The organism is Pseudomonas bharatica CSV86, assembly GCF_000319305.2.
Lineage (GTDB): Bacteria > Pseudomonadota > Gammaproteobacteria > Pseudomonadales > Pseudomonadaceae > Aquipseudomonas > Aquipseudomonas bharatica.
This window is the reverse complement of record NZ_AMWJ02000004.1, coordinates 1-14,772: the sequence shown is the minus strand read 5'-3', so window position 1 is coordinate 14,772 and position 14,772 is coordinate 1. Positions and strand designations below refer to the sequence as shown.

The following is a 14,772-nucleotide window of genomic DNA, read 5'->3' as shown; positions in this document are numbered from 1 at the left end:
GCGAACGCAGTCGGGTAACGGGCGGATCATTGGCAAGCGCTGCTTGAATGTAAATGATTTTCAATCAGCAGTCCGCACTACCCGGTAAATCCATCCATTCGGGGTGCATCCTGATGGAAAGTAGCAGAGCCGGCAAATTTAGATATTGTGCTGCATCACACTGTCAGACGGTCGCGCCATCACGGCGAAGCCCTGTTAAACTGCGCGGCTATTTTTCAGCCACCCCCGGTTTTCGTCATGTCCCGACTCAATCCCCGGCAGCAAGAAGCCGTGAACTATGTCGGCGGCCCGCTCCTGGTACTCGCCGGCGCAGGCTCCGGCAAGACCAGCGTGATCACCCGCAAGATCGCCCACCTGATCCAGAACTGCGGGATCCGCGCCCAGTACATCGTGGCCATGACCTTCACCAACAAGGCCGCGCGGGAAATGAAGGAGCGGGTCGGCACCCTGCTGCGCAAGGGCGAGGGCCGCGGCCTGACAGTGTCCACCTTCCATAACCTCGGTCTCAACATCATCCGCAAGGAACACGTGCGCCTGGGCTACAAGCCCGGTTTCTCGATCTTCGACGAAACCGACGTGAAGGCGTTGATGACCGACATCATGCAGAAGGAATACTCCGGGGATGACGGCGTCGACGAGATCAAGAACATGATCGGCGCCTGGAAGAACGACCTGATCCTGCCCCCCGAGGCCCTGGAAAAGGCGCGCAACCCCAAGGAACAGACCGCCGCCATCGTCTATGCCCATTACCAGCGCACGCTCAAGGCGTTCAACGCGGTGGACTTCGATGACCTGATCCTGCTGCCGGTGAAACTGTTCGAGGAACACCAGGACATCCTGGAAAAGTGGCAGAACCGCGTGCGCTACCTGCTGGTGGACGAATACCAGGACACCAACGCCAGCCAGTACCTGCTGGTGAAGATGCTGATCGGCACGCGCAACCAGTTCACCGTAGTGGGCGACGACGACCAGTCGATCTACGCCTGGCGCGGCGCGCGCCCGGAAAACCTGATGCTGCTGAAAGAGGACTACCCGTCGCTGAAGGTGGTCATGCTGGAGCAGAACTATCGCTCCACCAGCCGCATCCTGCGCTGCGCCAACGTCCTGATCTCGAACAACCCGCACGCCTTCGAGAAGCAACTGTGGAGCGAGATGGGGCATGGCGACGAGATCCGCGTGATCCGCTGCAAGAACGAGGAGGCCGAGGCCGAGCGCGTGGCCATGGAGATCCTCAGCCTGCACCTGCGCACCGACCGGCCCTATAGCGATTTCGCCATCCTTTACCGCGGCAACTACCAGGCCAAGCTGATCGAGCTGAAACTGCAGCACCACCAGGTGCCGTATCGCCTGTCAGGCGGCAACAGCTTCTTCGGCCGCCAGGAAGTGAAGGACCTGATGGCCTACTTCCGTCTGTTGGTAAACCCGGACGACGACAACGCCTACCTACGGGTCATCAATGTGCCGCGCCGGGAAATCGGCTCCACCACCCTGGAAAAACTCGGCAACTATGCCACCGAGCGCAAGATCTCGATGTACGCCGCCAGCGAGGAACTGGGCCTGCGCGAGCATCTTGACGCCCGCTTCACCGACCGCCTGCACCGCTTCAAGACCTGGATGGACAAGGTGCGCGAGCAGGTGGCCCTGGAAGATCCAATCGCCGCGCTGCGAAGCATGGTGATGGACATCGATTACGAAAACTGGATTCGCAGCAACAGTTCCAGCGACAAGGCCGCGGACTTCCGCATGGGCAACGTCTGGTTCCTGATCGACGCGCTGAAAAGCACGCTGGAGAAGGACGAGGATGGCGACATGACCATCGAGGACGCCATTGGCAAGCTGGTGCTGCGCGACATGCTGGAGCGCCAGCAGGAAGAGGAAGAAGGCGCCGAGGGCGTGCAGATGATGACCCTGCATGCCTCCAAGGGCCTGGAGTTCCCCTACGTGTTCATCATGGGCATGGAGGAAGAAATCCTTCCGCACCGCTCCAGCATCGAGGCCGACACCATCGAGGAAGAGCGCCGCCTGGCGTACGTCGGCATTACCCGGGCCCGCCAGACCCTGGCCTTCACCTTCGCCGCCAAGCGCAAGCAGTATGGTGAAATCATCGATTGTTCGCCGAGCCGCTTCCTGGATGAGCTGCCGCCGGACGACCTGGCCTGGGAAGGCCTGGACGACGCACCGGTCGAGGTCAAGGCGGCACGGGGCAATACGGCACTTGCCGATATCCGCGCCATGCTCAAACGGTAGATAATCAACCCTTTCAATCGCCCTGGCCCATGCCGGGGCCTTTTGCTTACATCCGAGGAAACACCAGTGGAAGCACTGCACCAGAAGATTCGCGAAGAAGGCATCGTGCTTTCCGATCAGGTCCTGAAAGTCGATGCATTTCTCAACCATCAGATCGATCCAGCGCTGATGGCACTGATCGGCGACGAATTCGCACGCCTGTTCGCCGATTCCGGCGTGACCAAGATCGTCACCATCGAAGCCTCGGGCATTGCCCCGGCGGTGATGACCGGCCTGAAGCTGGGCGTCCCGGTGATCTTCGCACGCAAGCACCAGTCTCTGACCCTGACGGAAAACCTGCTGACCGCGTCGGTGTACTCCTTCACCAAGCAGACCGAGAACACCGTGGCCATCTCCCCGCGCCACCTGAACAGCAGCGACCGCGTGCTGGTGATCGACGACTTCCTGGCCAACGGCAAGGCGTCCCAGGCGCTTATCTCGATCATCAAGCAGGCCGGCGCCACCGTTGCCGGCCTGGGCATCGTCATCGAGAAGTCGTTCCAGGGCGGCCGTGCCGAACTGGACAGCCAGGGCTACCGCGTCGAATCGCTGGCCCGGGTCAAATCGCTGGAAGGCGGCCAGGTCACCTTCCTCTGACCGAGGCTTTCCCGGCCCGGATGTAAAAAGCCCGCCGCCACAGTGATGTGGCGGCGGGCTTTTTCATATCCGGGAGCTTTGGGTTGCCTGTTAGGGCCCTATCGCTGGCAAGCCAGCTCCCACAGGTCCATGAGCTGCGCCCCGGATGTTGGACACTTTTGTCTAAAGCTATGCGGCTTGTGCTCTGTACGCTACAGGGCTCAGGCCGCCGAGCTTCATCTTGATACGTTCGTGGTTGTAGTAGCGGATGTAATCATCAATCCCAGCGCGTAATTGCTCGATGCTCTCAAATTTCTCGCGGTAGAAATACTCCGACTTCAGCGTGCCGAAAAAGCTTTCCATCGCCGCATTGTCCAGGCAGTTGCCCTTGCGCGACATGCTCTGTTCCAAGCCCGCTTCTTTCAAGCGCTGGCGGTAATCCGGATAGCGATAATGCCATCCCTGATCTGAGTGCAGCATCGGCTTACTGTCAGCCGGCAGCTTCTCCAGCGCTCGTTCAAGCATCGTTCCCACCAGGGTGTAACGCGGCCGAGTATCCGTTTGATAGGCCACGATCTCCCCGTTGTACAAGTCCAGAACTGGCGACAGATAAAGCTTTTCTCCAGCCACCTTGAACTCGGTAACGTCTGTCACCCATTTCTGATTCGGCTGATCAGCAGCGAACTCCCGGTTCATGGTGTTCGGCGATGCTTCGTCCATCAGCCCTCTGTACGACTTGTATTTCTTCGGTCGTACCGTGCACTTGAGGTCCAACTCGCCCATGAGGCGGCGCACTTTCTTGCCGTTGATCACGTGCCCTTTCTGGCGCAGCGCAGCGGTCATGCGACGATAACCATACCGGCCCCTGTGGTGCTCCTGAATGCCCCGCATCGCCTGTTTCAGTGGAGCGTACTTATCCTCGGCGCCCTCGTCCCCGAAGTAGGTGTAGTAAGTGCTACGAGGCAAACCAGCAGCGATCAGCAGGTATTTCAGCCTGAACTGTCGGCGCAGCGCGGTAATCAGCTGGGCTTTTTCCTTGCTGCCCGGATCTGCCTGAGCTTCGCCTCCTCTAACTCCTCGAGCTTTTTTAGGTAGGCGTTCTCCGCTTCAAGCATGCGAACTTTCTCTAGTAACTCTTTGGGCGAGAGGTCCTCGTTACGCACGGCTGCAGGCTTGGAGGACTTGGCGGAAGGCTTAGGCATGGTGCGGGTTGAACTCTTTTCTACAGAAAGCTGGTTTGCGAGCCCGTCACTGTAATACTGGCGCAGCCATCTGCCCAGCTGACTAGAGTTACCTAGGTTGAACAACGCTGCGGCGGCGCGCTGAGAAAGACGGTCATTTAGCATGCGGTGAAGCACCGTAATCTTGAATTCGGCGCTGTGGCGCTGATGGCGACGCTCAAGGCTGGACCTGCCGTGTTGCTGATAGGCCACGACCCAACGGCGAAGCAAGGTGGGATCTATCTGGAACTGGTTCGCCACATGACGGAAACCTCGGCCTCGCTTGAGGAAGGCTTCGATGGCGGACAACTTGAACTGCTTTGAATACTTGGTCATGCAAAACACCCCGGTGTTGGATTTTTTGTCCAACATCCGGGGCGCAGCTCACCAGCGGTGCACCCGGTCCCTGTGGGAGCTGGCTTGCCAGCGATGAGGCCCTCAGCGTTCGCGCAAGGCCTCGGCCCGGGCGCGGATGATGGGTTTGAGCAGGTAGCTCAGCACGCTCTTCTTGCCAGTGATGATATCCACCGACGCCACCATCCCCGGGATGATCAGCAGCGGCTTTTCGTCCGTGCCCAGGTGACTGCGGTCGGTGCGCAACTTGATCAGGTAGAAGGTGTTGCCCTCTTCATCGGTGATAGTGTCCGCACCGATCTGCTCCAGTTTGGCCTTGAGCCCGCCGTAGATGGTGAAGTCATAGGCAGTGAACTTGACCATGGCCTCCTGCCCCGGGTGCAGGAAGGCAATGTCCTGCGGGCGGATCCGCGCTTCGACCAGCAGGGTGTCGTCCAGCGGGACGATCTCCACCAGGTCGCTGCCGGGCTGGATCACGCCACCAATGGTGTTGACCAGCACCTGCTTGACGATCCCGCGCACCGGCGAGGTGACCAGGGTGCGGCTGACTCGGTCTTCAAGGGCCTTGCCGGTGGCTTCGGTCTTGTTCAGATCGGTGCGGGCTTCGTTGAGCTGGGTCAGCGCGTCGCTGCGGAATTTGCCGCGGGTTTCGTCGATCTTGCGCTCGACCTCCTTGACCGCCGATTCGGCCCGCGGAATCGCCAGGGTGGTGGCGTCGAGCTGCCCGCGGTTTTCCACTTCGGCACGCTTGAGGCGCAGCACCTCCACCGGTGACACCGCCCCCTGCGCGACCAGCGGCTCGGACATGCCGATTTCCTGGCGCAGCAGGTTCAAGCTGTTGCGGTACTGGGCCTGCTTGGAGGAAAACTCGCGCAGTTCCTGCTGGCGCTGCACCAACTGCTCCTGGAGCCCGCCGATTTCGTCCTGCAATTGCTGGCGACGGCTCTGATACAGGGATTCTTCGTTGGCCGCCTGGCTCGGTGCGGCCTTGCGCAGCTCGGCATCGATGTTCAGCGGCCGGTCCTCGACCTCGGCGCTCAGGCGCTCGACCCGCAAGGCCAGGCCCACCCGGTCGGCCTCGGTCTCGCCGACGTTGGAGACGAAGCGGGTCGCGTCCAGGCGCAGCAGCGGCGCCCCGGCGTCGACCACCTCGCCTTCGCGAGCAAAGATCTCGGAGACGATACCGCCCTCCAGGTTCTGGATCTTCTGCAGCTTGGACGACGGAATCGCCTTGCCGTCGCCGCGAGTGACTTCGTCGAGTACGGCGAAGTTGGCCCACAGCACCAGAAACAGGAAGAAGCAGATGATGCCCCAGATGGTCAGCCGCACGATGCGCGGGGCGTCTTCCACCAGCGCCTTGTTGACCTCCGGCAGCGGCTCGCCGCCAAAGGATTGCGAGCCTTTGAAGTAGCCGCGCAGGGTGTCCTTGAAACGTCCCGCTCCAGACTTAAGCAACACTGATCTGCCCCTTCTTCAGCGCATCCATGACGGCCGCCTTCGGACCATCGGCAACGATCTGGCCGCGGTCGATGACGATCAGGCGGTCGACCAGCGACAGCAACGAGGCACGGTGGGTTACCAATACCACGGTCTTGTTCTCGATCACCGCCTGCAAGCGCTGCTTGAGGCGCTCTTCACCGGTGTTGTCCATGGCCGCGGTGGGCTCGTCGAGCAGCAGGATCTGCGGATTGAGCAACAGCGCGCGGGCCAGGGCCACGTTCTGCCGCTGGCCGCCGGAGAGGTTCTGGCCGCGTTCGCCGACCTGAAGCTCGTAGCCTTGCGGATGCAGGCGGGCGAATTCGTGGACGCCGGCCAGTTCGGCGGCCTGCAGGACCATCTCGTCCTCGACGTAGCGGGCACCGCTGACAAGGTTGTCGCGCAGGGTGCCGGCGAGCAGCTGGATGTCCTGGGGCACGTAGCCGAGGTTATGGCGCAGTTCGCTGACGTCGATCTGGCGAATGTCCACGCCATCGACCAGCAACGAGCCGGCATCGGCTTCGTACAGGCCGACCACCAGCTTGGCCAGCGAGCTCTTGCCCGAGCCGCTGCGGCCGATGATGCCGACCTTCTCGCCCGGGCGGATCGCCAGGTTGATGTTCTTCAGCGCGGCGTTCTGCTGGTTCGGATAGGTGAAGTCGACACCGCGGAACTCCAGGGCGCCCTGGATGACCTGGCGGCTCAACGGGCGCTCTTCGAAATTGCGCTCCTGGGGCAGCTCCATCATCTGGTCGGTCGAGACCATGGTCACCTTGGCCTGCTGGTAGCGGGTCAGCAGACCGGCCAACTGGCCCAAAGGCGCCAGGGCGCGACCGCTCAGCATATAGCAGGCGATCAGGCCGCCCATGCTGAGGTTGCCGGCCATGATCTGGTAGACACCGAAGCAGATCAGGGTGACGCCGGCCATCTGCTGGATCAGCAGGGTGATGTTCATCGCCAGGCCGGAAAGCACCTTCACCCGCAACTCCAGGCGGCTGAGGGTGCCGATGGTCTGCTCCCACATGTACTGGCGTTCGCTTTCGGCGTTGTTGACCTTCACCGCGTCGAGCCCGGCCAGGGTCTCGATCAGGCTCGACTGGCGCTCCGAGCCGAGGGCCATGGTGCGTTCCAGGGTGGCGGTCAGTGGCTTTTGCAAGGCATAGCCGATACCCAGCGCCAGCGGGAAGGCCACTACCGGGATCCATACCAGATGCCCGCCGATGATGCCGATCACCATCAGGATCAACAGGGTGAACGGCAGGTCGATCAGGCTGGCCAGGGTCAGCGAGGCGAGGAAGTCACGCAGGCCCTGGAACTCGTGGATGTTCTGCGCAAAGCTGCCGACCCGCGCCGGGCGATACTTCATCGACATGCCGACAATGCGCTCGAACAGCGTGGCGGAGATGATCAGGTCGGTCTTTTTCCCCGCAAGGTCAAGGCACAGGCTGCGCAAGCCCTTGAGGATCAGGTCGAAGATGTACGCTCCGGTGATGCCGATGGCCAGCACCCACAGGGTAGAGGTGGCCTGGTTCGGCACCACGCGGTCGTAGACGTTCATTACGAACAGCGGCGCGGCCATGGCAATGATGTTGATGATCAGGCTGGCGGCGATGGCATCGGCGTAGAGCCAGCGCGAGCGCTTGAGGGTGTCGCGGAACCAGGAGCGGGCGCGGGGAATCAGGTTGCCGTGGTTGACGTCGAACTTGTGCTGCGGCTGGGCGAAGAACACCCGGCCGGTGTAGTCGGCTTCCAGCGCTTCGCGGCTGACGTGCACCTCGCCGCCGTCGCTTTCGCTGAGCAGCAAACGCGCGGTGTTTTCATTTTCCCACCCCAGTAGCACCGTACTGCGCCCGCCCTTGAGCAGGAGCATGGTGGGCATGGCGATGGATGGAATGTGCTCCAGCTTGCGCTGCAACAGGCGCCCCTGCAGCCCCGCCCGCGCAGCGGCCCGCGCAAGCAGCTCGGGGCTCAGGCGCTGGGCCGGCAGCGGCAGGCCGGTGGTGAGCATGGCCCGGCTGGCCGGCTTCTGGTGCAACACGCAAAGCGACAGCAGGCTGTCCAGCAACGGATCGTCGTGCAGGCTTCGCGGATCATGGGTGAGGTTTCTGCTGACAAATGAATCCACGCGGACTTCCTTGCTGGCTGGTAAGGACTACTGGCTAATCAGTTCAGCCCGGGCAGGTTGACCCTCGGCTTCAGATCGTTGTGTACGACCGTCGCCATCGGCGCGACGACACCCTGGCTCCTGAGCAACTGACCAATGGTCGCCTTGATCCGATACTGAGTAAACAACTGCACGCTCTTCACTTCGGCCAGCCGACGCTGTGCGGTGAACAGTTCGTTCTCGCTGTCGAGCAGGTCGAGCAACGAGCGCTCGCCCAGGCTGAACTGACTCTGGTAGGCGGAGCGTACCTTGCTGCTGTGATCGACATATTGCTGGGCGATCGGCACCTGCGCTTCGGCGTTGTGCATAGCATTCCATGCCAAGCCTAACTCCTCGTTGAGCTGGCGCAAGGCGTTGTTGCGAATATCCAGCGCCTGGCTGGCCTGGTAGGCCTTGGATTCCAGGTCGGCCTTGTCGCTGCCGCCGTCGTACAGGTTGAAGCTCATGCGCAACATGGCTTGCCACTCGTTGTTATGCCCGCTCACACCGTCGACGTCGTTGTTCGCACTGCGTTCCAGCTCGGCGTCGAAGCGCGGGTAGAACCTGGATTTCGCCGTGTCGTACTGCTTGTCCGCCGCAGCGATATCCGCTTCCGCCGAGCGCAGGGCCGGGTTGCTTTCGACCATTTGCTGGCGGGCCTCATCCAGGGTCGCCGGCAGCAGATCGATGAAAGGCTCGGGAGGGCTCAATTCATCGGGCAGTTGGCCAACGACACTCAGGTAATTGGTTTGTGCATCGGCGAGGTTGGTTTGTTCCGTCAGCAGGTTGTTCCTTGCCGACGCCAGGCGGGCTTCGGCCTGGTCCATATCGGCCATGCGCCCGATGCCGCGGGCGGTACGCAACTGGATCTGGTCGAAGATGCGCTCGTGGCTGCGCAGGTTGTCCTCGGCCAGGCGCACCATCTGCCGGCGCGTCAGGACTTCGATATACACCTTGGCGGTTTCCAGGGCGGTGCGCTCGGAGGTGTTGAGCAAGGCATACGCCCGGGCATTGGCGGTGGCTTGTTGACGCCCCACTTCGCTTGACGTCGCAAAACCGTCGAACACCATCTGCCGCACGCGCAGGCTGGACTCGCCGCGGTTCAGGGTTTCCGAGCTGCCAGCGGCGGCGCGGGTGCTCGGCTGTCGGTGTTTTCCCGGCCATAGCCGGCCAGCACATCGACCTTGGGCAGGTAGCCACCTTGGGCAATGCGCACCTGTTGATCGGCGGCCAGGCGACCGTTGATCCCCGCCTGTACCTCCGGGTGGGCTTCAAGGGCTTGTTGCATGGCCTGCGGCAAGGTTTGTGCAAAGGTTTGTGCAGTAGTGAAAGAGGCAAAGAAAGCGAGGGGCAAGGCGCTGAGCAAGGGGCGACGCATGAGGTTTTTCTTCCCTAGGGACGGCAGGTCCACAACAGAGCGAAACGTGGCAAATCGGCGAAAAATGGCTATACAGGAAGCCGCGTGTCGGAAATTTCCGAGTGAGAACCCTGTCACAGATCATGGGGGCTTCACCTAGTGAAATATCAATGTGACATTAAGGAAACGATTGTTTAGGATGGCGACACCCGGGTCAATACTTTGACGAAAAGAAATAAAGACCCCGAATCAGCCATAAAATTGACATAAAGCAAATCAGTAGTGTCTTGCGAAACATTCCAAGCAGATCGCGGCAAACACCAGCCCTATCGCGTAAGGAAGCCACATTGAACGGTTAGTTCGGAGAGTGTCATGAGCAGTGTTGTCGCCATCGTCAAACGTGTTGTTGGCCAGGTTATCGCCGTTTCCCAGGACGGGATCCAACGTGTACTTATCGAAGGCGACCGACTGTTCGCGGGCGACCAGGTTTTGACGGGGCAGGCCGGTGCCGTGACCCTCGAACTGACGGACGGTCGAACCCTCGATCTGGGCCGTGAAACACAGTGGAGCGCCGACGCTCCTGCCTCCAGCAGTGACCTTGCGCAGGCTACCGCCCAGGCCGCGCCATCGGTGGAGGAACTGCAACAGGCCATCGCCGCCGGTGCCGACCCGACCAAGGACCTTGAAGCGACCGCGGCCGGCCCGCAATCGGAAGGCAGTAGCGCGCCAGGTGGCGGCCACAGCGTGGTCATGCTGGAGGAAGTCGCCGGTTCCGTGGCGCCGGTGATCGGTTATCAGACGGAAGGCCTCACCTTTGCCGGCAATCTGAATGACCAGCTCACCGGAGCGCCAGACCAGACGGTCAACCAGCAGCTGGCGACCGTCCTGGTAGACAGCGGCCTGACCCTGAGCGCGACGCCAAACGTCTCCGAAGCGGGTGGTTCGGTGGTCTATACCGCTACCCTGACCCAGGCTGCGACCAGCGAAACCCGCGTCACCCTGTCCAACGGCCAGGTCATCGTCATCGCCGCGGGCAATTGACGGGTAGCCTCAGCGTCGCGGTTCCTGCCAGCGACAACGTCTACCTCGACAACCGCCAGATTGCCGTCACCATTACCGGTACCAGCGGCGGCGATGGCCTGAACATCACGCCGAGCACCGCGCCGGCGGTCACCACCATCACCGACACCCTGGATACCACCACTGCCAGCCTGACCGCTGGCAGCAGCGTGACCGAAGGCGGCGCGATCACCTACACCGCCAGCCTGAACAACCCGGCACAGACGCCGGTGACCATCACCCTGTCCAACGGCGCGGTGATCAGCATCGCCGCAGGCGAATCCAGCGGCAGCGTACAGGTGCAGACCCCGGCCAATGACGTCTACGCCAACGGCAGCACCGTCAGCGTGACCATCACCGGAGCGACGGGCGGCAACTTCGAGAACCTGGTGCCGAATACCACGCCGGCCGTCACCGTCATCAACGACTCGATCGACACCACTACCGTCAGCCTCGGCGCCAGCACAAGCGTTGCCGAGAACGGCGTGATTACCTATACCGCCAGCGTCACCTCGCCGGTGGCTGGTGCCCCGGTCATCGTCAACCTGTCCAACGGCCAGAGCATCACCATCCCGGTCGGCGGCACCAGCGGCAGCGTGCAATTCACCGCACCGAACGATGTCTACAACGCGCGGCACCGATCAGCACCACCATCACCGGCGTGTCCGGTGGCAACTTCGAGAACCTGGCGGCCAATCCGGCTCCGGCGGTCACCACTGTCACAGACTCCACCGACACTACCACCGTCAGCCTCGGCGCCAGCCCGAGCGTTGCCGAGAATGGTGTGATCACCTACACCGCCAGCGTGACCTCGCCAGTGACCGGCGCCCCGGTCATCGTCACCCTGTCCAACGGCCAGAGCATCACCATCCCGGTCGGCGGCACCAGCGGCAGCGTGCAGTTCACTGCGCCTAACGACGTCTACAACGGCGCGGCGCCGATCAGCACCACCATCACCGGCGTTTCCGGTGGCAACTTCGAGAACCTGGCGGCCAATCCGGCTCCGGCGGTCACCACTGTTACCGACTCCACCGACACCACCACCGTCAGCCTCGGCGCCAGCCCGAGCGTTGCCGAGAATGGTGTGATCACCTACACCGCCAGCGTGACCTCGCCAGTGACCGGCGCCCCAGTGATCGTCAGCCTGTCCAATGGTCAGAGCATTACCATTCCGGTCGGTGGTACCAGCGGCAGCGTGCAGTTCACTGCACCGAACGATGTTTATAACGGTGCGGCGCCGATCAGCACCACCATCACCGGCGTTTCCGGTGGCAACTTCGAGAACCTGGCGGCCAATCCGGCTCCGGCGGTCACCACTGTCACAGACTCCACCGACACCACCACCGTCAGCCTCGGCGCCAGCCCGAGCGTTGCCGAAAACGGCGTGATCACCTACACCGCCAGCGTGACCTCGCCGGTGACCGGTGCACCGGTCATAGTCACACTGTCCAACGGACAGAGCATCACTATCCCGGTCGGCGGCACCAGCGGCAGCGTGCAGTTCACCGCGCCGAACGATGTCTATAACGGCGCGGCGCCGGTCAGCACCACCATCACCGGCGTGTCCGGCGGCAACTTCGAGAATTTGGCGGCCAATCCAGCTCCGGCCGTGACCACTGTCACAGACTCCACCGACACCACCACCGTCAGCCTCGGCGCCAGTCCGAGCGTTGCCGAAAACGGTGTGATTACCTATACCGCCAGCGTGACCTCGCCAGTGACCGGCGCCCCGGTGATCGTCAGCCTGTCCAACGGCCAGAGCATTACCATCCCGGTCGGCGGCACCAGCGGTAGCGTGCAGTTCACTGCACCAAACGACGTCTACAACGGTGCGGCGCCGATCAGCACCACCATCACCGGCGTGTCCGGTGGCAACTTCGAGAACCTGGCGGCCAATCCGGCTCCGGCGGTCACCACTGTTACCGACTCCACCGACACCACCACCGTGACCCTCAGCGCCAGCCCGAGCGTGCCCGAAGGCGGCGTGGTGACCTACACCGCCTCTGTCGGCGCTCCGGTGACCGGCACGCCGGTAATCGTCAACCTGGCCAACGGCCAGAGCATCACCATCGCGGTGGGCCAGACCTCCGGCTCGGTCAATTTCACCGCGCCGGACAACGTGCTGGCCACCAACGCACCGCTGACCAACAGCATCACCGGCGTCAGTGGCGGCAACTACGAGAGCCTGGTCGCCGGTACCGGCACGACCACCACTACCGTCACCGATGACCCGGCGCGCCTGGACACCACCACCCTGACCTGGGCGCCACCGGTTCCGTCGCCGAAGGCGGGCAGATCGTCTACACCGCGACCCTGAGCAACCCGCCGGCAGCGAAATGAAGATCAGCCTGAGCAATGGTGAGACCATCACCATTGCCCAGGGCCAGACCCAGGCACCGTGACCTTCGCGGCGCCTGCGAACACCGTTTATGTGGATGCGGGCAATGTCAGCGTCACCGTGACCGGCACCACCGGCGGTGACTTCGAAAAACTGGCGGTGAATCCGGCTGCGGCGGTGACGGCGATCACCGACAGCATCGACACCTCGACTGTCACCCTGACCGCGACCCCGAGCGTCACCGAAGGCGGCGTGGTGACCTATACCGCCTCGGTCACGGCTCCGGTTACCGGCACGCCGCTGTGATCAGCCTGGCCAATGGTCAATCGATCACCATCCCGGTCAACGCTTCGAGTGGCTCGGTGGATTTCATTGCGCCGAACAACGTCCTGAACACCAACACGCCGCTGACCAACAGCATCACGGGGTTACTGGTGGCAATTACGAGAAGCTGGACACTGCCGGAACTCCGACCACTGTGGTCATGACGATCCGGCCCGCCTCGACACTACCGGCCTGACCCTGTCGCCACCGGCACCGTCCAGGAGGGTGGCGACATCGTCTATACCGCTCGCCTGACCAATCCGGCCGGCAGCGAAATGAAGGTCACCCTCAGCAATGGCGAAGTGATCACCATAGGCAAGGGCCTCTCCGAAGGCAGCGTGACCTTCCCGGCGCCTGCCAACACCGTCTATGTGGATGGCGGCAACGTCAGCGTCACCGTCACAGGCACTACGGCGGCGACTTCGAGCATCTGGAAGTCAGCCCGACTCCGGCTGTCACTGCCGTTACGGATTCGATCGATACGTCGACCGTCACCTGACCGCGACTTCGAGTGCAGTGGAAGGCGGTGTCGTCACCTACACCGCCTCGGTTACCGCGCCAGTCACTGGTACGCCTCTGGTCATCTCTTTGGCGAACGGCCAGTCGATCACCATTCCGGTCAATTCTTCGAGCGGTTCGGTGGACTTTATTGCCCCGAACAACGTGTTGAACACCAACACCCCACTGACCAACAGCATCACCGGTGTCACCGGTGGCAATTACGAGAAATTGGAAACCGCCGGCACGCCGACCACCGTCGTGACCGACGATCCAGCTCGCCTGGACACCACTGGCCTGACCCTGTCGGCCACAGGCACCGTCCAGGAAGGTGGAGACATCGTCTACACCGCTCGCCTGACCAACCCGGCCGGCAGTGAAATGAAGATCACGCTGAGTAATGGCGAGGTCATTACCATCGGCAAAGGTCTGTCGGAAGGCAGCGTGACCTTCGCGGCACCAGCCAATACCGTTAATGTAGATGGCAGTAATGTCAGCGTCACCGTCACGGGTACCACCGGCGGCGACTTCGAGCATCTGGAAGTCAGCCCGACCGCGGCAGTGACCGCAGTTACCGACAGCATCGATACTTCGACCGTGACTTTGACGGCTACCGCCAGCGCTGTTGAGGGCGGCGTAGTGACCTACACCGCCTCCGTCACTGCACCGTTACCGGCACTCCGCTGGTCATCAGTCTGGCTAACGGCCAGTCGATCACTATCCCAGTGAACAGCTCCAGCGGCTCGGTCGATTTCATTGCGCCGAACAACGTGCTGAATACCAATACGCCGCTGCCAACAGCATCACCGCGTCACTGGCGGCAATTACGAGAAGCTGGAAACCCCGTACCCCGACCACCGTCGTGACCGACGACCCGGCTCGCCTGGACACCACTAGCCTGACCCTGTCCGCCACCGGAACCGTTCAAGAAGGCGGCGACATCGTCTACACCGCTCGCTTGACCAACCCAGCAGGCAGCGAGATGAAGATCACCCTCAGCAACGGGGAAGTGATCACCATTGGCAAGGGCTTGAACGAGGGCTCTGTCACGTTCGCTGCACCGCAGAACACTGTGTACGTAGACGGCGGCAACGTCAGCGTCACCATCACCGGTACCACTGGCGCGACTTCGAACATCTGG

The 14,772-nt window shown here is 62.2% G+C and carries 5 protein-coding genes and 2 pseudogenes; 3 read left to right on the top strand and 4 right to left on the bottom strand.

The window, feature by feature from the left end; all coding sequences use genetic code 11:
* Positions 1-237 precede the first annotated feature (237 nt).
* Both rep and CSV86_RS26600 read left to right on the top strand, forming a co-directional pair.
* The gene (rep, locus tag CSV86_RS26605) at positions 238-2,247 is read left to right on the top strand and encodes a DNA helicase Rep (RefSeq protein WP_009395835.1); all 2,010 of its coding nucleotides are present in this window, start codon (positions 238-240) and stop codon (positions 2,245-2,247) included.
* Between the two features lie 66 nt (positions 2,248-2,313).
* Positions 2,314-2,883: a xanthine phosphoribosyltransferase gene (locus tag CSV86_RS26600; protein WP_009395836.1), complete on the top strand. Its 570-nt coding sequence runs from the start codon at positions 2,314-2,316 to the stop codon at positions 2,881-2,883.
* A gap of 168 nt (positions 2,884-3,051) precedes the next feature.
* Here CSV86_RS26600 and CSV86_RS26595 read toward each other — a convergent pair.
* From CSV86_RS26595 to CSV86_RS26580, 4 genes and pseudogenes are all read right to left on the bottom strand, one after another.
* Positions 3,052-4,418 (bottom strand): IS3 family transposase gene (locus tag CSV86_RS26595; RefSeq protein WP_376699728.1). Its coding sequence is split into 2 segments (ribosomal slippage): positions 3,052-3,927 and positions 3,930-4,418, totalling 1,365 coding nucleotides; the frame shifts between segments, so codons are not numbered across the junction.
* A 102-nt stretch (positions 4,419-4,520) separates the two neighbouring features.
* Positions 4,521-5,894, bottom strand: coding sequence for an HlyD family type I secretion periplasmic adaptor subunit (locus tag CSV86_RS26590; protein ID WP_009405337.1), 1,374 nt, complete (start codon positions 5,892-5,894; stop codon positions 4,521-4,523).
* The gene (locus tag CSV86_RS26585) at positions 5,884-8,037 is read right to left on the bottom strand and encodes a type I secretion system permease/ATPase (RefSeq protein WP_009405336.1); all 2,154 of its coding nucleotides are present in this window, start codon (positions 8,035-8,037) and stop codon (positions 5,884-5,886) included. Before CSV86_RS26585 ends, CSV86_RS26590 begins: the two co-directional genes overlap by 11 nt.
* A gap of 38 nt (positions 8,038-8,075) precedes the next feature.
* Positions 8,076-9,433, bottom strand: a pseudogene (locus CSV86_RS26580) (TolC family outer membrane protein).
* 351 nt (positions 9,434-9,784) lie between these two features.
* Between CSV86_RS26580 and CSV86_RS33580 the strand changes: the two are divergent.
* Positions 9,785-14,772 (top strand): annotated as a pseudogene (locus CSV86_RS33580) (beta strand repeat-containing protein); the annotation flags it as partial.

Excerpts from the sequence above, each read along its gene's own strand:
- rep (WP_009395835.1), top strand. The coding sequence starts at position 238 with ATGTCCCGACTCAATCCCCGGCAGCAAGAAGCCGTGAACTATGTCGGC.